The sequence below is a fragment of the Bacillus sp. FSL R5-0585 genome (assembly GCF_038004545.1).
GTDB classification, from domain to species: Bacteria; Bacillota; Bacilli; order Bacillales; family Bacillaceae_G; genus Bacillus_A; species Bacillus_A cereus.
In genome coordinates, this window is the sequence record NZ_JBBORJ010000001.1 from 1601091 (window position 1) to 1619899 (window position 18809).

Genomic DNA, 18809 nt, shown 5'->3' on the forward strand with positions numbered 1-18809 from the left:
TTATAATCTAATTAACGCACTAAATGAATTTGAGAAAGTTTTTAGAGGGTTCTTTTAGTAATGATTCTCGTCTTATAATAAATGTAGAGAAGATGACTAGGCAACTATAGTTATTTTCGCTTTATTATTGGAAGGGGATGAAAGAATGAAAAAGAATAGTTTACAAAAGATGAAGAAAGTTATTTTAAGTGGTGGCGTATTACTTACGGGATTATTAACATTTGGATTTTCAGAAAAGGCTTCAGCTCATGGATATGTAGAATCACCAGCGAGCCGATCTTATTTATGTAAGCAAGGGGTAAATGTAAATTGTGGACCGATTCAATATGAACCACAAAGTGTAGAAGGGATAGGTGGATTTCCGCAACTAGGACCTTCTGATGGACAAATTGCAGGGGCTGGTCATTTTCCTGCGTTAGATGTTCAAACTGTAGATAGGTGGAAGAAAGTTACGTTAAATGGCGGAACGAATACATTCAAGTGGAAACTAACGGCTCCTCATAGTACAAAAGAGTGGAAATATTATATTACGAAAAAAGGTTGGAATCCAAATAAACCTTTAACGCGATCAGATTTAGATTTAGTGCCATTCTATGTGAAAAATGACGGTGGAGCTAGACCAGGGACAACAGTAACGCACGAAGCAAATGTACCAACTGACCGTAGTGGATACCATCTTATTTTAGCTGTTTGGGAAATTGCAGACACTGGAAATGCGTTTTATCAAGTTATAGATGTAAACCTTGTGAATAATGGCTTAGCTTCAAATTTCGCTTTTAACAACGTAGTGCAAACTCCTACACTATTTTAATTGAAACATATATTTCGATCATCTAATTCATTTTAGATGATTTTTTTTATGAAAATGATGAAAAATATAGAAGAAAGTGCAATTATTTATAAAAAAATATGCTTTAAATATTGTCATATTTGCTTCTTTAAGATATCCTTTTCATGAAGAGGTGGAAAACATGGAAAAAGTACTAGTTTTCGGGCATAAAAACCCAGATACAGATGCAATTTGTTCTGCAATTGCTTATGCAGAATTGAAAAAAGAATTAGGAATGAATGCTGAGCCTGTACGTTTAGGCGAAATCAGCGGTGAAACTCAATTTGCGTTAGACTATTTTAAAGTAGAAGGACCGCGTTTTGTTGAGACAGTAGCAAGCGAAGTGGACAACGTTATTTTAGTTGACCATAACGAGCGTCAACAAAGTGCTAACGATATCGAATCAGTTCGTGTGTTAGAAGTTATTGACCATCACCGTATTGCTAACTTTGAAACAAGCGATCCTATATACTATCGTTGTGAGCCAGTTGGCTGTACAGCTACAATCTTAAACAAAATGTACAAAGAAAATGGCGTAACAATTCGTAAAGAAGTTGCAGGTTTAATGTTATCTGCAATCATTTCAGATTCTTTACTATTCAAATCTCCAACTTGCACAGAACAAGACGTAGCAGCTGCTCGTGAATTAGCGGAAATCGCTGGTGTAGATGCAGATAACTACGGCTTAGAAATGTTAAAAGCTGGTGCTGACTTAAGCGGAAAAACAATGGAGCAATTAATCTCTCTTGACGCTAAAGAATTCCAAATGGGTAATGCGAAAGTTGAAATCGCACAAGTAAACGCTGTTGATACAAACGACGTTCTTGTACACCAAGCGGAACTTGAAAAAGTAATCTCTGCAGTAGTAGAAGAAAAAGGTTTAGACCTATTCTTATTCGTTGTAACTGATATCTTAACTAACGATTCTGTCGGTCTTGCGATCGGTAAAGCAGCAAATGTTGTTGAGAAAGCATACAACGTATCACTAGAAAACAACACAGCTACTTTAAAAGGTGTTGTATCTCGTAAAAAACAAATCGTACCAGTATTAACAGAAGCATTCCAAGCTTAATCGTATTGCGTACAGATGAACAGTAAGGACAAGTAGTCAGATTGACTGCTTGTCCTTTTTTATTTATAATAAGCAGAAATTTTTAACTTTTAAACAGTCGCATTGTGTATGCTTAATGATATGGAAGTATTGAAAAGTAAATTACAGGGGCTTTTTGAAAAAAATTGCATCTGTTTCAAAATTAGAGAGCTGGATTTCAGAGGAACTGCGTTTAAACGCTGAAATACAGATGTTGTGTTTAACTTTTTAGAAGAAAGGATATAAAGTTTTGATTAACGAATTAAAATAAGGATAGCGTTAGCTATCCTTATAATCGTTTATTCGTAAGATTTTTTCTTGTTTATATAAAATGTGATTATCGTAGTAATGAAGAAAATAGGTATCGCATACACTTGCCCAACAAATAACTTCCAGCCGACATAATTATAGCCTTCAGATGCTGGGATGATAACGGAAATAACGCAAACGATAAAATAGACTAATAGTGCAGGGATAATATTTTTCATTTTTATGAACCTCCTTTATTGTTTTATTAATACATGATAGTATTATAATTTATTTTCATTATTTTGAAGAAAAAATGAAAAATTTTTATGGTATTATAATATTTGCAATGAGAGTAATATATAGTACGTATATGGTAAAATGTGTAATTTTAACTTTCAGAATTATTATATAGTATTTCGAGAGAAAAATGTACAAAATAACGAATTTTATTTACCAAAGTAAAGGGAGTAGAAATATATATGAAAAGACTATGTATAATTCCATGTGGAAAAAAGAAAATTTGGGATAAACATTTAGACTACGGACCGATGGAAGCAAAAGATGTATATATTAGTCCGTTTGGAAAAGCATGTCAGGCGTACGCAACTATGTTTTTCGAAAACTGGGTTATATTATCAGCGAAACATGGATTTTTAAGACCAAATGATATTGTATTAGAAAACTATGATCTTGCATTTGATTCAAAAAGCGATGAGGTAATAAGTATAGAGCAATTACAAAAACAGATGGTAGATAAAAGTTTACTACAGTTTGACGAAATCGTCTTACTAGCTGGGAAGAAGCATAAAAAAGTAGTGACAAAGTTATATCCAGAAGAAATGATTACATATCCGCTAGAGGGGTGTAAAGGAATTGGGTATATGTTGCAAAGTTTGAAAGAGGCAGTGAAGGAAGGAAAGGAAGTATAGGTGTAGTTTCGGTCACCATGGTCTTAAACTTTATTTAGGGGACTAAAACGTAAAATAGAGTTTTTAAGCATCGCCAAAAAGGTGATGCTTTTTTGTTTGTGTCACCATTCAAGTTAATGCAATTTAGAGAATAAAGAACCTGATTTGTGAAGTGACATCACTTTTTTATATCAAAAACGAATTGCCGTCACTTTTAGAAAATGTAGGACATATGGGTACAGTTGAGGTTATAAGTAGGAATAGCAATAAGACAAGTTTTGAATATGATATTAAGAAAGGAGATGTTGATAAATAATGGCCAGATATAGCTTGCACGGAGGACACAATAGTATTGTTCAAGGTGCTAATTTTGGGAATCGGAAAGAACACGTTCTAGATAGGCAAGTTAAAGATGCTGTGGCGGCTAAGTTAAGATCCCTAGGACACACGGTTTATGACGATACGGACGAGGTAGGGGCAACTCAATCACAAAATTTAAATAATATCATTCGGAATAGCAATTCCCATGCTGTGGATTTAGTTATTTCTTTTCATCTTAATGCAAGTGATGGAAATGGACAGGGTGTTGAGGTTTTGTATTATGATCAGAAAGATTTGGCGGCTAAAATCTCAGCTCAACTAGCAAAAGATATTGGATGGCGTGATCGAGGTGCGAAACAGCGTACAGATTTAGCGGTATTAAATGGGACGAAAGCACCTGCTATTCTTATAGAATTAGGATTTATTGACAATGAATCTGATATGGCAAAATGGAATGTTGATAAAATCGCTAATTCTGTTGTATTTGCTCTTACAGGACAAACTGGAGGAGGTGCAGCGGATTTGCTCAAAGTAAAAACTGGTGGTGTAGCATTTAGTAATTTACAAGCTTTGGCTCAAGCTATGGTAGATGCGGGTATTGATGGACAAATTGTCGTTCAGAAAGATGGCATTGGTTATGCTATAACGAATGGCTATCCGTCTGGAAATATCGATAAATTTACAGCTTGGTTAGATGCACGAAAATGGTACTATGAGTACGTGAGATAAAATGAAAATTAGTTTGATTAAAAACTAAAAATTGTCTTATATTTAGTTAACAAGTATATTAAGTAACTAATAATTATGTAACTATAAAAATATGGACAATGTATATGTAAATTAGTACACAAAACCACCTGTCAGAAAGGTGGTTTTGTTTATCTAGCTATTTGTGGGCAGTAAAATTCTTATCTCAAAATTCGGATGAAGCTAAGAAATTAAGTGGGAATTTCACTGCTCGTAGCCTCCTACTAATTATCGTTTCACTTTATATAGTTTAGAGTTTTGTAAATCTTTACTTATTAAACCCGTAATAATATTTTGTTTTCTCAATACATAAGCCGAATTTTAAATTATTACCCAATAATATACTACCTCTCATACTATTTATTAGTTGATAATAACAAAAAAACAAGCTTTGAATATAATAATGAAAAAGGAGATGTTAAATAATGGGTTATATTGTAGATATTTCGAAATGGAATGGCGACATTAACTGGGATATCGCAGCACCACAATTAGATTTCGTAATTGCACGTGTGCAAGATGGTTCAAACTATGTAGATCCTTTATATAAAAATTATGTACAAGCAATGAAAGCAAGGAATATTCCGTTTGGTAATTATGCGTTCTGTCGTTTCGTTTCAGTAGAGGATGCACGGATAGAAGCAAGAGACTTTTGGAACCGTGGTGATAAAAATGCAACAGTTTGGGTTGCTGACGTAGAAGTAAGAACAATGAACGATATGAGAGCGGGTGCACAAGCTTTTATTGATGAATTACGCAGATTAGGAGCTAAGAAAGTCGGTTTATATATTGCTCATCATATGTATGCTCCATTTGGAATGGAAAATGTCAATTGTGATTTTGTATGGATTCCTCGTTATGGTGGTAACAAACCGGCGTATCCATGTGATATTTGGCAATACACAGAGACAGGCAATGTGGCTGGTATCGGCAAGTGTGATTTAAATAAGCTGATTGGAAATAAGCCGTTAGCTTGGTTTACAAATCAAATTGTTGAGCCGATAAAAAAACAAGAAGGGGTTGGAATTATAGTGAATAAATATAGCAAAGTAGTTACTTATGAATTTGGTGTAAATTTAATTTCTGACATGATTCAAATGATGGATAAGCTTGGATATACTTCTAAAATAATATCTCGTGGAGATAACCAAGGGCTTGTGTATTTCGAAACAGATTATCGTCAAGGGAACGAACTGGACAAAGCAACTGCTTGGTTAGATATGAAAGGAATTAAATATTTTTATACAAAAGAGTAGTTTGCTAAATAAAAAGCCGTCATGTGACGGTTTTTTATTTTTATGTAATCTTTTAACTCTACTTATAATATGGAGAAAATAGACTAATAAACAAGCCTTTGTATACTTTTAAACATAGAATATGATGAATTCTATTAAGGAGGAAGCAGATTCATGGGAAATACTTGTCATTGTGGGCATTCCCGAAATTGTAATACATTTTGGGATACTTTAATGTTTGGGAGATGTAGATGTAAACGCAATGATTTTCACGAATGTTGTTGCAAAGAGAAACCGAAATGTGAGTGTGAAAAATGTCATTGTAAAACAAAACCGAAATGCCATTGTATTCATGAAGAGGAAGGGTATTAATAATAAAAAAGAGTACGATACGTACTCTTTTTTTGGGTGATTATATTCCATCTTGAACAGATTTCTTTACAATTACCCATGTGTCTTTCTTTTTAACCGTTATAGCTACATTAGTTCCATTAGATTCCTTATAAAAGATATATCCATTGTTTGAGTTTACATATGTTACTGGTTCGCCTATGCAATCTCGCGAGCAGGATTTGTTGACCAGTTCAATTAGGGATAGTTCACTTGGATCGGTTTTGCTTGCTTCTATAACAGCATCAAGGCTTGTTTTTCGATAACCTTGCAAGTTTATATGAAAAAGCTGCTCTATTTCTCCTGTAATGCTAGTGTTCATTACTTCTACTGAATTCTTTTTTCCTTGAAGAAAGCCGTTTTCATAAAGTAATTTTGTATAGCCAATCCATGCTATTAACACTAGCATGAAAAACATACCCGTCATTTTAAGTATTCGAAGTCGTTTGCTTATAATTGTTTCTGAGTATTTCATTCACTCTAATCCTCCAATGTTTTTAATTTAAAATATGCTTGGATACATACTTTTAGAAGAGGATGAAAGTTAATGAGTTTTCAATAAAAAAGAAAACATCCAGAGTTAGATGCTTTCTTTTTTTTGTATTTTTGGCTATCTGTTCGTTACTTGTTTCATAAGTGGTCTTATTTCTTTAACTGGTGGTTTCTTATCATAGGCATCAACGTAAGAAAAGTAGTAGTTTAAGTTTCTTAGAAGACCTTTTCCTATTTTTGCACTTAAGAAAGGAAATACTTGTCCGGTATAATCATCGAGAGATTTACAGTAATATTTTTCATCTAAATATATACTGTATTTACATGTTAGTTCTACTAAAGGATTCCCTTCATCATCAAATACTTCTTTAGAATCAATAATATCTATTAGTGCAAATTTTTCATTTAAGTAAACTTTCTTTTTTTTCTCGTGTTTATTTGTAAGTATAAAAACGAGACCAATTGCGTTAATCAAACTATTTCCTCCTATAAAAAACGGATATTAATAAAATATATCGATATAAGCCAAATGTAAAGGGGAGAGGTAAAATATCATAGAGAGAAAACTAAATAAGCCGATTTATGTTTGGAAATCGACTTATTTTTATCAAGTATTACTTAGTAGTAATACCTACTCTGATTAAAGTTTCACTTTATTGAAATACTTGCGGGAATTGTTTTACGATTGCGTTTGTTATCATGTCGGCCATTTCCAATGCTTCTTTTTCAATTTTATCGTAAAGTTTTACTCCTGCTTCATAATCTTTATTTAGGAAGGCAAGTGCTTCTGCTTTCGTTAGTGCTAAATGTTCATAAAACATTTTTCTAAATTCTTCTTTATCTATATATGGGTTGATACTGTTAAGAAATTCAATAATTTCATCACCATTAGCGTACCATTTTTTCTCTATAGCGGCCGCTGCATTTTGATTACCAGCTTTTGCGGCTTTAACAAGATCCGCTGCAATTACTAAGTGATCTTTAATTAATGCACTATATTTTTTCACTGCATCCTCGCCGTAAAATGGTTCAAGTGATAGTCCCATATGTGTTGCGTTTTGTAGAAGTCGTCCAACAGTAACGTTAACATCTGGTAAATTAAAGACTATACTTATAATAGCCAATCTCGTCCAAGCGACGTGTTGTTCCCATAAAGAACGCATATACCCTTTTAAAAAATTCTCATTTTTACTAATTCGGTAGTTCCGTACGGATAAATCATAGTTTACATAAGGGTTATGGTGGGGGGAGTAATACGATTGCCAATAAGAATACATAAATAGTAACACTCCTTTGAACATGTATAACTCAAAGTATGATGAAGATTTATTTTTAGTTACGTGTCCTAGATTATTTTTAGGGAATTTGAAATGGAGAAATTCAATGAATGATGTTGTGGTATATATAAATAAATTGAATATAAAGTAAAAGAGGGTCTGCAAGGGAAGTTGCAGACCCTCAAAAGGGTATTGCCGAGATGTCGGACTCGACTACGTAATGTTATCATAAAATTCTTTTGAAAAAACCTGGTAAATGTGTCCAAATGAAATTAGGACCTTCATACAGTCAAAGGGACCTGCTTCCCGCGGCAGGCCCCAATAACTAGATAATGTTGATGAGCAAAAAACTCATCTGGAGTACTTTTATAGTAACAAGTAAAATGCCTTTTGTGTATTGAGAAAGAAGAATTGCATAATTATATGTGAACAATTTAACTCCCAACAATTCATGATAATCATGAATTGTTGGGAGTTAAATATGGTTATAAAATGGAGAAAAGACTTGGAAGTGAGATCGAGGTACACAGAAGTATGTAATCATGAAAAAGACCTGCTAATATAAGCAGGTCAACTTAAGGGGTTTATCCAACAGATTATTATATATGGTAACAACTGAATTGTAGTAAGTCTATACATTTAATATTGAGAAAAATTCTGTGAATGATATATTTTTTGCGCATATATTAACGTCTAAAAAGTTGAGAAAGAAAATTAAAAAGCTTTTTATAAGAGAATAATGGCTGATACTTATAGTATGATTCATATTTCCACGCATCATTATTAGAGAATTGGAGTTTTTGTGTTTTCGTTTTCGCTGTGATGGAACTCATATTACGATGCTTCATATAGTAACCTCCTGAATTTATATGTATACGATTAGTAGTATTCAAGAAAGGGAAATAAAATGAACATTTAAATTGAAACTCTTTCTTCTTGTGTACTGGATTTACGTTATAAATGTTGTAAAACATATAAAACACGGATGCTAATTCATATTAAATATAGAATAATGAAAAAACAATAAGCGTTTATCCATCCCTTTCAAGTCGCATAAGTGATTGATATAATAGAAGTAGATGAAAGATAAAGAAAAGCGGGTGACTCTTTTTTGTTTACTAAAGCACAAGAACTTTTAGCGTCCTACTTTGGTTATTCTTCGTTTCGAAGAGGACAAGATGAAACAATTAAAAATGTACTAGATGGGAAAGATACGGTTTGTATTATGCCAACGGGTGGCGGTAAGTCGATTTGTTATCAAATTCCGGCATTAGTATTTGAAGGAACGACGTTGGTTATATCGCCTCTAATATCACTTATGAAGGATCAAGTAGATACATTGGTACAGAATGGCATTTCAGCTACATATATTAATAGTTCTATATCTATTGCAGAAGCAAATCAGCGAATTCAATTAGCGAAACAAGGACATTACAAGTTACTTTATGTGGCGCCTGAGCGTCTTGATTCGATGGAGTTTGTTGATCAACTTATCGATATGAAAATCCCTATGATTGCGATTGATGAAGCACACTGTATTTCACAGTGGGGACATGATTTCCGTCCAAGTTATTTACATATACATCGCATATTAGATTATCTTCCGGAAAAGCCGCTCGTATTAGCATTAACAGCAACAGCAACACCGCAAGTACGTGATGATATTTGTAATACACTTGAAATTAATAAAGAAAATACAATTATGACAACGTTTGAGCGTGAGAACTTATCGTTTTCTGTTATTAAAGGGCAAGATCGAAATGCATATTTGGCGGATTATATTCGTCAAAATCAAAAGGAATCTGGGATTATATATGCAGCTACTAGAAAAGTAGTCGATCAGTTATATGAAGATTTAATGAAGGCAGGAGTTTCTGTATCAAAATATCACGCTGGTATGAGTGATATTGATCGAAATGAGCAACAAGAACTCTTTTTACGAGATGAAGTAAGTGTAATGGTAGCAACATCTGCATTCGGGATGGGTATTGATAAATCGAATATTCGTTACGTAATTCATTATCAGCTTCCAAAAAATATGGAAAGTTACTATCAAGAAGCAGGACGTGCTGGTCGTGACGGATTAGATAGTACATGTATATTGTTATATTCTTCTCAAGATGTACAAGTACAGCGTTTTTTAATTGATCAATCAACTGGAGAATCACGTTTTTCAAATGAACTTGAAAAATTGCAAAATATGACCGATTACTGTCATACAGAACAATGTTTACAATCATTCATTTTGCAATACTTTGGAGAAGAACCGAAAGAAGATTGTGGACGCTGTGGTAATTGTACAGACAATCGCGAGAGCATCGATGTGACAAGGGAATCACAAATGGTTTTATCATGCATGATTAGAACGAACCAACGCTTTGGAAAGCAAATGATAGCGCAAGTATTAACTGGGTCGAAGAATAAGAAAGTTATTGAATTTAATTTTCATACTTTACCAACGTATGGGCTTTTATCGAACCGTAGTGTAAAAGAGGTCAGTGAGTTTATTGAGTTTTTAATTTCAGACGAGTTAATTGCAGTTGAGCATGGCACTTATCCGACGTTAAAAGTAACTGAAAAAGGGAAAGAAGTATTACTTGGTAAAGAGAATGTTTTACGAAAAGAACGAGTAGAGACAAGACAAATTGTTCAAGACCATCCTTTATTTGAAGTGCTTCGTGAAGTACGTAAAGAAATTGCACAAGGAGAAGGTGTACCTCCGTTCGTTATTTTCTCTGACCAAACATTAAAAGATATGTGTGTGAAAATGCCGCAAAGTGATTCCGAATTGTTGACGGTAAAAGGTATTGGAGAACACAAACTTGTGAAATATGGCTCGCACTTCTTACAAGCAGTTCAGCATTTTATTGAGGAAAATCCAAATTATGCTGAAACGATTAAGACAGAAGTAGTTTCAGAGCGTAAAAAGTCAGGAAAAGCGTCCGCAAATTCTCATTTAGAAACGTATGAAATGTATAAACAAGGTATTGATTTGAATGAGATTGCAAAAGAACGTAACTTATCAAGACAAACAATCGAAAACCATTTAATTCGCTGCTATGAGGATGGAATGGAAGTAGATTGGCAAAGCTTTGTTCCAGCAGAGTATGAATCTCTTATTGAAACTGCCGTTCAAAATGCAGATGGTGGTCTGAAATCTATTAAAGAACAGCTTCCGAATGAAGTGAGTTACTTTATGATTCGTGCTTATTTACAAATAAGAAAGTAGAGGCATATAAAGGGGATAAGAATTTATGTATCATGTTTTCGTTTATGGCACGTTAAGAAGAGGACAAACGAATGCTCATTATATGCTAGGTGCAACATGCATCGCAGACAGAGCTTGGACATATGGCAAATTATTTGATACGAACGAAGGATATCCGGCCATGACTTATTCGATTGAAGAACAGGTGTATGGAGAAGTTTATGTAGTAAATGATGAGATATTGTGTAAGTTAGATGAACTAGAAGAATATACAGGTAATGCGGAGACTGATTTATATGATCGAATCACGCAAACAGTATATGTTGCTGATAGGGAAATTGAGGCATATGTGTATATCGCTCAAGATAAAAAGATGTTAAAGAAAGTGATAGACTCTGGTGACTGGCTGATGTATCAAAAAATATAATAAGGTAGTTTTAAAAATTGGAAAGCAGATAATGACGAATTCATTATCTGCTTTTTATTGTGTGAATAAGTGTCGTTCTCTTTTTATTCTTATAGTTCTTAGTACGATTCCAATTCCGAGAAATAAAACAGTAGCAGCGACCCCGCTAATAGGATTTAACCAAAAATCACTACTGTTTGTAAGGGTAATAATTCCTGTTATGGTAACTAAAACAGTAGGAACAGCATCCTCGATCGCATGCATGATAACGCATGGCCAGACGGATTTTGTAAGTCTATATATTTCAACATACATAATTGACCAACAAACCATAAGGATACAGCCAGATAAAAGCATATTTAATCTTGAGATAGATTCAAAATATTCATTTGGCAAAAAGACTATATAATATGCAGCATGCCAAAGTGCCCAAATGAAACCAGAAATAATATAAATGTACCAATCGTTTAGATTTAGTTCAATCAACTTTGGAGTTAAATAACCGCGCCAAGAAAACTCTTCAAAAATGTTTTTAATAAAGTTACCAATAGAAGACATGACTATGAGTGACAATAACGTGGATATATCAAAACTAGAAATATGAGCTACTCCAAAAATGAGCGATATGCTTATCGTTATTACTGTAACGAATGGATAAATAAGTAGTGCAGTGAAATACCATATAAAGTTTCCTTTCAAATTTGGTTTGATGCCAAAATCATTCCAATCTCGGCTAATAACTCTAAGTAAAATGCTTACGAGGAAAGGTAATATTAGCCATAATCCCATACCTAAAGTGTTTCCTTCAGGTTGATTTGTTAGAAGAGAATCTAGAAATACCCCAATCCATCCACTGGCCAAAACAGTGAATACAAAAATAAGTAAATATAACTTTAGTGATTTCTTTTTCGCGACATTCATTTGAAGAGCCTCCTTTACTTTTATTTATCCTACTATTTATGGGCAGTAAAACGCCCATTGATTAAATTCTTTAATTTTTACAATGTTTTTTAATAGATAAATTAAATAGGAGACAAATAGAAAGTAGTATCTTTTGCATGCATCATTATACTATATGTGTATTTGTGTGATTTAGATGTTGCATATTCTTTTTAAATTAGAAAGATGAAAAGTAAGTTTTTTCGGAAAATTTAAATGGAAACTATTGACTTTATGATTGGATTTTTAATACAATGATACTTCGACTGAAAAATTAGAACGGACAGGAGGGAATCGTCGAAATGAGCAACATATTTGAAGATGAGTTACAAAAAATGAAGGATACTTTACATACGATGGATGAGCAATTGGATAAGCTTGAAAAAATCCCAGTTTATTATGGAGAAGATTTTAAAGAGCAAATTCTTGAAAGTATGAGGGAGTCTAATAGACAAAACTTACGTATTGGTGTGCAAGAGCCGTACTTTGGAAGGTTAGATTTTCAGGAAGATGGAAAAGAAGAAGTTATGCCGATTTATATCGGAAAAGTAGGGGTTTCGGATATGGACACGATGAAGCCAATCATTATCGATTGGCGGGCACCTGTCGCAAGTATGTTTTATTCATTTACCGGTGGAGACGAATTAGCATTTTATCAATCACCAGATGGGTTAGTAGAAGGTGATGTGTATTTAAAACGAAACATTTCCATTCGAAAAAGAGAACTTGAACGTGTTGTTGATACATATGTAAAAGGAAATGAAGATGTATCGCATGCCGATGATTTTCTTCTATATCGATTAGGTGAGAATAAAGATAATAAGCTAAAGGATATTGTTTCAACGATTCAATCGGAACAAAATGATATTATTCGAGCGGAAAGAAATTTACCATTACTTATTCAAGGGGTTGCAGGGAGCGGAAAGACAACAATTGCTTTACATCGCCTTGCTTTTTTAATTTATGAATATCGTGAACAACTAGAAGCAGAAAGAATGATCGTATTTGCGCCGAATAGTCTGTTTTTAGACTATATTTCGAGTGTACTTCCTGAATTAGGTGTAGGGAATATTAATCAAACAACGTTTCCGGATTGGGCATTACGTACGTTAGATGATTCAGTGAAACTAAAGCAGACAGAAGAAAAATTGAAAGAAGCATTTTCAATTAATCGTGATGAAAAGAAGGTAATGCTAGGTAAATTAAAGGGTACGTTGGAATTTAAGACGTTTATTGAAGAGAGAATGATCCAATTTGAAAATGAGTTAGTTCCGACAAAAGATTTTGAGGCGTGGGATAGAGCGATTATTCCAGTAGAAGATATTAAAAAATGGATGCAAGTTGAATATAAACATTATCCTTTACAGAAAAGAAGAGAACGATTAGTAGGACGAATGAAGCGTTGGATTGAAATTGAGCTTAAAAAATTCGGGGAAACAAACGAGAAAAAATTACTAAAAAAAGAAGCGACTAAGAGACTGAACGCATATATGAAGTTTTGGCCGAAAATGAGTGCTCTTTTACTGTATAGTTCAATAGTAAAAAGTAAAGAAATACTTGAGGCATTACCTGAAGAACTTGTTAAAGAAACAGAAAAGAGTTGTCGTAAAAAAGAAGTGTATGTAGAAGATTTACCAGCTTTAATATACATACATCATCGTATAACAGGGATTGAAATCGGGCAGAAGTTTCATCACGTTGTTATTGATGAAGCGCAAGATTTTTCGCCTTTCCAAGTTTATGTATTAAAAGAAATTACATTAGGTAATTCTTTCACTATATTAGGTGATTTATCGCAAGCGATTTATGATTACCAAGGAATTGAAGATTGGAATGCTTTTAAGGAAGTATTCCAAGAAACCGGTTATTATGAATTGACAAGAAGTTATCGTTCTACAAAAGAAATTATTGAATTTGCAAATGAAATAATTAAAAATGCAGAAATCCCAGTAGGACTCGCAACACCAGTCTTCCGCAGTGGAGAAGATGTGAAAGTAATTCATGCAGAAAATCAATTTACTGAAATTGTGAAGACGGTAAAACATTTGCAAAATGCAGATGTGAAAACAATTGCGGTAATCGGAAGAACAGAAGATGAATGCCGTGATATATATGTGAAATTAACAAATGCAGGATTAACGGTCAACGTAATTGAAGCAAACCAAAGTAAATATGAAGGTGGTATATCAGTAGTACCTGTCTATTTAGCGAAAGGTTTAGAATTTGATGCGGTGCTTTTAATTGATGTGGATGAAGAACATTACAAAAACACAAAACATGATGCAAAATTACTATATGTCGGATGTACGAGATCACTTCATGACTTATGGATTTTCCATAGTGGGGAAGCGTCACCTTTAATTAAAGGATTAAAATAAAGTGAAACTATAATCAGTGGGAAGTTTTACTGCAAGCTAATGTGGGATAAATATAAAAAGAGGATTTTCTAGTACTGTATGAAAATCCTCTTTTTTATATTGAAATAGTAGACGAATTAATGACTTGAGCTGTTGTTTAAATGATATACGATGCTTTTTTCTAATTCCTTAGTTTGTTCTTTTTCCCATATACGAACAGCATCTACTGGAATTTGTGTATGTTTTAACCAATCTAGAATTAAGTGTAGTTGTTCTTGTATTTGACCAATGTTTTGCTCCTTTATGTTCTTATTCTGAATTCTATTAGTTAATTGAAGCATATAGGGAAGTTTTTCTATACATTCGCTTAAATCTCCGCAATAACCTGAAGGGAATTCATGTGTACCAAATTTTAAAGTATTGATGTAATTAGAAACTAGGTATATCATGGCTTCTTGTTCGGTATCACCACCTAATTCAATCGCTTTTCGAAGGGATTTTTCTAAATCGTCTTCTTTATTGCTAGAGTCCATATAAATTCCTATCCATCTAAAAGGCCTTGAATCAAATGGGGTGTTTTCTGTCCATCTATATAGAATGTCAATTAGAAAACTATTTAGTGAGAAAGTTAACACCTCATCTTTTTCGTTTGATGCATCTAAAATAGTAAACAGTGAAATGGCAAACTCCTCTTGATCTTTTGATTCCCATTTCTTTGCATTTGTAATAAATGTCTCTAAATGTTTATAAGCTAATTTTCGAAGTCCCGCTTCGCGATGCTGACAGTAACAAATAAAATCATGCCAATGCTCAGTTGTATTCATATGTATAATAATAGTTTGTAATGCAGTGAGAGGTTTATCCATTATAAGTCCCCAATCTATTAAGCACGTGTTGAAAATTTGGTGTTATTATATCATTACATAAATTAAAAAGGGAGAGTTACTATGATTACAAAAGTAATTGGGAAATCGCAAAAATAATTGGAGAAATTAATGAAGCTTCCCTTATAGAAGAGGGATTTATTCATTGTTCATTAGTAGATCAAGCTTTAAAAGTTGCAGAAAAATATTTCAAGCATGAAGAAGATGTTTTATTACTTACAATTGATCCAGCTCTATTAAAAGCAGAAGTAAAATATGAACTTGCTTCTAACGGTCAAGAATATCCGCATGTTTACGGAGTAATTAATGTTGAGGCGATTGTAGAGGTTGTTCCATTTTCTAAAGAAAAAGGGGAATTTATATTACTTAAATCAGTTCGACTTTAGTAATAGGCGATGGAGTTCGCTATATATAGCTAATGAATCCTATTGAAAAACGAGATTTTTTTGTTTATCAGTAGGATTTTGAATTTTATTCGAACGGACTTAAAAAGAGCACATTTGAATTGTGCTCTTTAAGAGAAAAGTGAATTAGGATTTTTAACTTCTAGATAATGTATGAGTGATTCATCATAATGTGACGGTGAATCACAAAAGAGCAGTTAGAGTGGGAAGAATTTAAGGTGGGTTTTATTGGTCACGGGATCCAATCGATTGGTAATGTAGCGGTTCTAACAGGACTCATTATTGACTTTGAAGATGAAACGTAAAAAAGTTATTGTGTTTATCTGAATATTGAGGGAATACAAGAATTTTATTTATTTAATTTTTAGAAAAAATAGACTACAACTTTAATGAATGGTATAATTTCCTTGTTATTGGAATTAAAATGAAAATATTAGAAGAAAAAGGATAGGGTTGGTTTTAATGGGGGATTCTGATCACAAAGAAACAAAGGCAATATTAAAGTTATGGTTTATTTATATACCACTTGCATTTGGAGAGTTTGTCTTTTCGAATATCATAGATTATTTAAAAAAATAAAGATTTTGCATTTGAAAAACAATTAACCTAATTTAATTGTTTTTTTATTTTTCTCTAATAAACCAAATAAAAATAAAGACTTTGAACAAGATGAAGTTTATGAAGGAAATAACGTTGATTAGGTGCTGAAAACGGTGTGAAATCAACAGTGCCTAAAGAATAAAACAGGAATCATTCAACCATGATGATTTTCCGTTTTATTAGCTTCCTATAGTGAAATGTTATGTTCACATCATATGTATACGATATTTGTAACTTAATATAGCATTACTGGAACTTCAAAATTAGTAGTTAAGGTTGCTACCTTTTAGAGTGCTATAGATATATAACTTAGCTAAAAAAGCAAAAATTATATAATTTGCGCTTTTTATTATCCGTTTTTTGGTAAATGATTATAGTTTTTGTCACATTAATACTGTACGATACATAGTATAAAACACATACTGTATGACATATAGTAATGGAAATGAGGTGAGTGAATGGATACTTTATTAAACTCGTTAATTACTGAGTTAAGAAGAGGGACATTAACGTTAGCTGTTTTAAGTCAATTAAGAACGCCGCAGTACGGATATTCACTTGTCCAGTTATTGGAGCAATCAGGGGTTACAATTGATCAAAGTACTTTATATCCACTACTTCGCCGATTAGAAAAGCAGGAATTAGTGACGAGTAGTTGGGATAAAACGGAGAGTAGACCTCGTAAGTATTATGTTTTAAGTAATTATGGATTAGAAATATTTTTGCAGTTGAAAAAAGAATGGATAAAAGATTCGAAAGAACTTTATAACTTATTAAAGGAGGAGGAAGGGAATGAATTTAATTGATCTCTATATCCAAGAGGTTGCGAAGAGATTACCTGAAAAAAATCGTGAAGATATTACACTTGAACTAAGGTCAACTATAGAGGATATGTTACCTGAAGATTATAGTGAGGAAGATGTAAAGAGCGTTCTCAAAAAATTGGGGAGTCCGGTTTCATTGGCTAATGGTTATTTGGATAGACCGATGCATTTAATTGGACCACGTTATTTTGATGTATATACAACGTTGTTAAAAATGATTATACCAATCGCAGCTGTCATTGCACTCATATCAATGGTTGCAGAAAATTTTATAGGCTATAGTGGTGATCAAGCGGTATTAAATGTTATTTTGCAATTGATAGGTAAAGGCATTGGGGAAATTTTTGAAGTGGGCCTCCATGTATTTTTCTGGTTGACACTTGTGTTTGTTATTTTAGAAAGAACAGATAAAGACAAAGGTATCGAGCCGTTGACGACAAGTTTAAAAAAATGGACACCAGATGATTTGAAAAACATCTCGTATATCCCAAAGAAAAAAGCAATCTCGAAGTTTGAAGTTTTTGCAGGTTTAATGTGGACAGCAGTTTGGGCTACACTTTACTTTTATGCGAATCATCTTGTTGGCGTATATAACGGTACGGCAAATGGACTGAAGTTTGTTTCGCCAACTTTTAATCAAGATGTTTTATTGCAGTACTGGCCAATCGTTATAATTATGATTGTTTTTGAAATATGTATATCCCTTTATAAATTAGCGCAGGGACAATGGACTCAAAGATTGGCGATTGGGAATGCTATTCTTCAAATAGCTGGGACGATAGTATTCATTGTAATTGTAGTAAATCCACATGTATTTAACGCAGGGTTTATTACGTATTTGGCAAATGCATTTACTATTTCCCCAGAGGAGTTTAAAACGTGGCTCATTGGGGGAGGAATTTTCTTCTACATGTTATCTGCTGCAATAAATATACTTGATGGTTTCCGAAAAGCTAGTATTCGTATGTAGATAAAAATCGGAAATTTCGATAAAATGAAACTATTAAAAAGATAGTGAAATAAGATGAACATGATGAAAGGAAGAAAACAATGATAAGGGAAGCAACGAAAAGAGATTTAGCATACATTTTAGATATTTATAACGATGCGATACTTTATACAACAGCTGTATATGCGTATAAACCTGTAACTCTTGAAAATAGAATAGATTGGTATGAACAAAAAAAGGCTGAAGGGTATCCAATTTTCGTATATGAATTAGATAATAGAGTAGTAGGATTTGCGACATTCGGCCCATTTAGAGCGTGGCCTGCTTATAAATATTCAGTTGAACATTCTGTGTATGTAGATAAGGCATATAGAAAAAATGGCATTGGGTCTTCATTAATGAAAGAATTAATCAAAATTGCAAAGGAAAGAGAGTATATGACCTTAATTGCTGGAATTGATGCAGAGAATGAAAAAAGTATTGCCTTGCATCAAAACTATGGATTTGTTCATGCAGGGACAATAAAAAAAGCTGGTTATAAGTTTAATAAATGGCTAGATTTAGCTTTTTATCAGCTGGAACTTAACGGTCCTGAAAATCCTATAGAAGAATAAATATTTTTCGGTAGCAAGAAAAAATTCATGCTACCTTTTTCTTATTTAAATAGCTGATATGAGCTGCCGAAAAGTTTTTTTATATT

At 33.1% G+C, this 18809-nt stretch carries 20 protein-coding genes and 1 pseudogene; 14 read left to right on the plus strand and 7 right to left on the minus strand.

Annotation, left to right across the window (positions count from 1 at the left end):
• Positions 1 to 145 precede the first annotated feature (145 nt).
• Together MKY38_RS08295 and ppaC are read left to right on the plus strand one after the other, a co-directional pair.
• A complete protein-coding gene (locus MKY38_RS08295) occupies positions 146 to 811 on the plus strand; it encodes a lytic polysaccharide monooxygenase (protein WP_016081274.1) in 666 nt (221 codons plus the stop codon).
• Between the two features lie 160 nt (positions 812 to 971).
• Positions 972 to 1901: a manganese-dependent inorganic pyrophosphatase gene (ppaC, locus tag MKY38_RS08300; RefSeq protein WP_000416865.1), complete on the plus strand. Its 930-nt coding sequence runs from the start codon at positions 972 to 974 to the stop codon at positions 1899 to 1901.
• Positions 1902 to 2218: 317 nt separating this feature from the next.
• On the opposite strand, the gene MKY38_RS08305 is transcribed toward ppaC, so the two are convergent.
• The gene (locus MKY38_RS08305) at positions 2219 to 2407 is read right to left on the minus strand and encodes a DUF4017 family protein (RefSeq protein ID WP_000789486.1); all 189 of its coding nucleotides are present in this window, start codon (positions 2405 to 2407) and stop codon (positions 2219 to 2221) included.
• Positions 2408 to 2647: 240 nt separating this feature from the next.
• Here MKY38_RS08305 and MKY38_RS08310 point away from each other — a divergent pair, with 240 nt between their 5' ends.
• From MKY38_RS08310 to MKY38_RS08330, 4 genes are all read left to right on the plus strand, one after another.
• Positions 2648 to 3097: a DUF6884 domain-containing protein gene (locus MKY38_RS08310; RefSeq protein ID WP_070180199.1), complete on the plus strand. Its 450-nt coding sequence runs from the start codon at positions 2648 to 2650 to the stop codon at positions 3095 to 3097.
• 294 nt (positions 3098 to 3391) lie between these two features.
• Positions 3392 to 4126 carry an N-acetylmuramoyl-L-alanine amidase gene (locus MKY38_RS08320; RefSeq protein WP_000135290.1) on the plus strand — a complete coding sequence of 245 codons (735 nt, stop codon included), beginning with the start codon at positions 3392 to 3394 and terminating at the stop codon, positions 4124 to 4126.
• Between the two features lie 443 nt (positions 4127 to 4569).
• Positions 4570 to 5400: a GH25 family lysozyme gene (locus MKY38_RS08325; RefSeq protein WP_000540614.1), complete on the plus strand. Its 831-nt coding sequence runs from the start codon at positions 4570 to 4572 to the stop codon at positions 5398 to 5400.
• A 217-nt stretch (positions 5401 to 5617) separates the two neighbouring features.
• A complete protein-coding gene (locus MKY38_RS08330; RefSeq protein WP_000503004.1) occupies positions 5618 to 5791 on the plus strand; it encodes a hypothetical protein in 174 nt (57 codons plus the stop codon).
• Here the strand turns inward: MKY38_RS08330 and MKY38_RS08335 are convergent, their stop codons facing one another.
• From MKY38_RS08335 to MKY38_RS08350, 4 genes are all read right to left on the minus strand, one after another.
• Positions 5792 to 6244 carry a hypothetical protein gene (locus MKY38_RS08335; RefSeq protein ID WP_114555524.1) on the minus strand — a complete coding sequence of 151 codons (453 nt, stop codon included), beginning with the start codon at positions 6242 to 6244 and terminating at the stop codon, positions 5792 to 5794.
• Between the two features lie 135 nt (positions 6245 to 6379).
• Complete coding sequence (locus MKY38_RS08340; protein WP_000606231.1) at positions 6380 to 6736, minus strand: hypothetical protein; 357 nt, start codon at positions 6734 to 6736, stop codon at positions 6380 to 6382.
• A gap of 178 nt (positions 6737 to 6914) precedes the next feature.
• Complete coding sequence (locus MKY38_RS08345) at positions 6915 to 7538, minus strand: acetylglutamate kinase (protein ID WP_114555523.1); 624 nt, start codon at positions 7536 to 7538, stop codon at positions 6915 to 6917.
• A gap of 686 nt (positions 7539 to 8224) precedes the next feature.
• A complete protein-coding gene (locus tag MKY38_RS08350) occupies positions 8225 to 8386 on the minus strand; it encodes a hypothetical protein (RefSeq protein WP_000682743.1) in 162 nt (53 codons plus the stop codon).
• A gap of 263 nt (positions 8387 to 8649) precedes the next feature.
• Here MKY38_RS08350 and recQ point away from each other — a divergent pair, with 263 nt between their 5' ends.
• Together recQ and MKY38_RS08360 are read left to right on the plus strand one after the other, a co-directional pair.
• The gene (gene recQ, locus MKY38_RS08355; protein ID WP_017673267.1) at positions 8650 to 10767 is read left to right on the plus strand and encodes a DNA helicase RecQ; all 2118 of its coding nucleotides are present in this window, start codon (positions 8650 to 8652) and stop codon (positions 10765 to 10767) included.
• Between the two features lie 25 nt (positions 10768 to 10792).
• A complete protein-coding gene (locus MKY38_RS08360; protein WP_000274908.1) occupies positions 10793 to 11173 on the plus strand; it encodes a gamma-glutamylcyclotransferase family protein in 381 nt (126 codons plus the stop codon).
• A 54-nt stretch (positions 11174 to 11227) separates the two neighbouring features.
• On the opposite strand, the gene MKY38_RS08365 is transcribed toward MKY38_RS08360, so the two are convergent.
• Complete coding sequence (locus MKY38_RS08365) at positions 11228 to 12073, minus strand: CPBP family glutamic-type intramembrane protease (RefSeq protein ID WP_114555522.1); 846 nt, start codon at positions 12071 to 12073, stop codon at positions 11228 to 11230.
• 320 nt (positions 12074 to 12393) lie between these two features.
• Here MKY38_RS08365 and MKY38_RS08370 point away from each other — a divergent pair, with 320 nt between their 5' ends.
• Positions 12394 to 14469: a UvrD-helicase domain-containing protein gene (locus tag MKY38_RS08370; protein ID WP_114555521.1), complete on the plus strand. Its 2076-nt coding sequence runs from the start codon at positions 12394 to 12396 to the stop codon at positions 14467 to 14469.
• A 116-nt stretch (positions 14470 to 14585) separates the two neighbouring features.
• Here MKY38_RS08370 and MKY38_RS08375 read toward each other — a convergent pair whose 3' ends face one another.
• On the minus strand, positions 14586 to 15314 hold the full coding sequence (locus tag MKY38_RS08375) for a hypothetical protein (protein ID WP_065224849.1): 729 nt from the start codon (positions 15312 to 15314) through the stop codon (positions 14586 to 14588).
• Positions 15315 to 15361: 47 nt separating this feature from the next.
• Here MKY38_RS08375 and MKY38_RS08380 point away from each other — a divergent pair, with 47 nt between their 5' ends.
• From MKY38_RS08380 to MKY38_RS08395, 5 genes and pseudogenes are all read left to right on the plus strand, one after another.
• The gene (locus tag MKY38_RS08380; protein WP_114555553.1) at positions 15362 to 15718 is read left to right on the plus strand and encodes a DUF952 domain-containing protein; all 357 of its coding nucleotides are present in this window, start codon (positions 15362 to 15364) and stop codon (positions 15716 to 15718) included.
• A gap of 245 nt (positions 15719 to 15963) precedes the next feature.
• Positions 15964 to 16038 (plus strand): annotated as a pseudogene (locus MKY38_RS29285) (DUF6944 family repetitive protein); the annotation flags it as partial.
• 756 nt (positions 16039 to 16794) lie between these two features.
• Complete coding sequence (locus MKY38_RS08385) at positions 16795 to 17142, plus strand: PadR family transcriptional regulator (RefSeq protein ID WP_065224850.1); 348 nt, start codon at positions 16795 to 16797, stop codon at positions 17140 to 17142.
• Complete coding sequence (locus MKY38_RS08390; RefSeq protein WP_114555520.1) at positions 17129 to 18130, plus strand: HAAS signaling domain-containing protein; 1002 nt, start codon at positions 17129 to 17131, stop codon at positions 18128 to 18130. Before MKY38_RS08385 ends, MKY38_RS08390 begins: the two co-directional genes overlap by 14 nt.
• A gap of 80 nt (positions 18131 to 18210) precedes the next feature.
• Positions 18211 to 18723: a GNAT family N-acetyltransferase gene (locus MKY38_RS08395; RefSeq protein WP_065224852.1), complete on the plus strand. Its 513-nt coding sequence runs from the start codon at positions 18211 to 18213 to the stop codon at positions 18721 to 18723.
• Positions 18724 to 18809 lie beyond the last annotated feature (86 nt).

Coding starts and splice junctions, on each gene's coding strand:
- MKY38_RS08295 (WP_016081274.1), top strand. CDS start 146: ATGAAAAAGAATAGTTTACAAAAGATGAAGAAAGTTATTTTAAGTGGT.
- ppaC (WP_000416865.1), top strand. CDS start 972: ATGGAAAAAGTACTAGTTTTCGGGCATAAAAACCCAGATACAGATGCA.
- MKY38_RS08305 (WP_000789486.1), bottom strand. CDS start 2,407: ATGAAAAATATTATCCCTGCACTATTAGTCTATTTTATCGTTTGCGTT.
- MKY38_RS08310 (WP_070180199.1), top strand. CDS start 2,648: ATGAAAAGACTATGTATAATTCCATGTGGAAAAAAGAAAATTTGGGAT.
- MKY38_RS08320 (WP_000135290.1), top strand. CDS start 3,392: ATGGCCAGATATAGCTTGCACGGAGGACACAATAGTATTGTTCAAGGT.
- MKY38_RS08325 (WP_000540614.1), top strand. CDS start 4,570: ATGGGTTATATTGTAGATATTTCGAAATGGAATGGCGACATTAACTGG.
- MKY38_RS08335 (WP_114555524.1), bottom strand. CDS start 6,244: ATGAAATACTCAGAAACAATTATAAGCAAACGACTTCGAATACTTAAA.
- MKY38_RS08345 (WP_114555523.1), bottom strand. CDS start 7,538: ATGTATTCTTATTGGCAATCGTATTACTCCCCCCACCATAACCCTTAT.
- MKY38_RS08350 (WP_000682743.1), bottom strand. CDS start 8,386: ATGAAGCATCGTAATATGAGTTCCATCACAGCGAAAACGAAAACACAA.
- MKY38_RS08360 (WP_000274908.1), top strand. CDS start 10,793: ATGTATCATGTTTTCGTTTATGGCACGTTAAGAAGAGGACAAACGAAT.
- MKY38_RS08365 (WP_114555522.1), bottom strand. CDS start 12,073: ATGAATGTCGCGAAAAAGAAATCACTAAAGTTATATTTACTTATTTTT.
- MKY38_RS08370 (WP_114555521.1), top strand. CDS start 12,394: ATGAGCAACATATTTGAAGATGAGTTACAAAAAATGAAGGATACTTTA.
- MKY38_RS08375 (WP_065224849.1), bottom strand. CDS start 15,314: ATGGATAAACCTCTCACTGCATTACAAACTATTATTATACATATGAAT.
- MKY38_RS08385 (WP_065224850.1), top strand. CDS start 16,795: ATGGATACTTTATTAAACTCGTTAATTACTGAGTTAAGAAGAGGGACA.
- MKY38_RS08390 (WP_114555520.1), top strand. CDS start 17,129: ATGAATTTAATTGATCTCTATATCCAAGAGGTTGCGAAGAGATTACCT.
- MKY38_RS08395 (WP_065224852.1), top strand. CDS start 18,211: ATGATAAGGGAAGCAACGAAAAGAGATTTAGCATACATTTTAGATATT.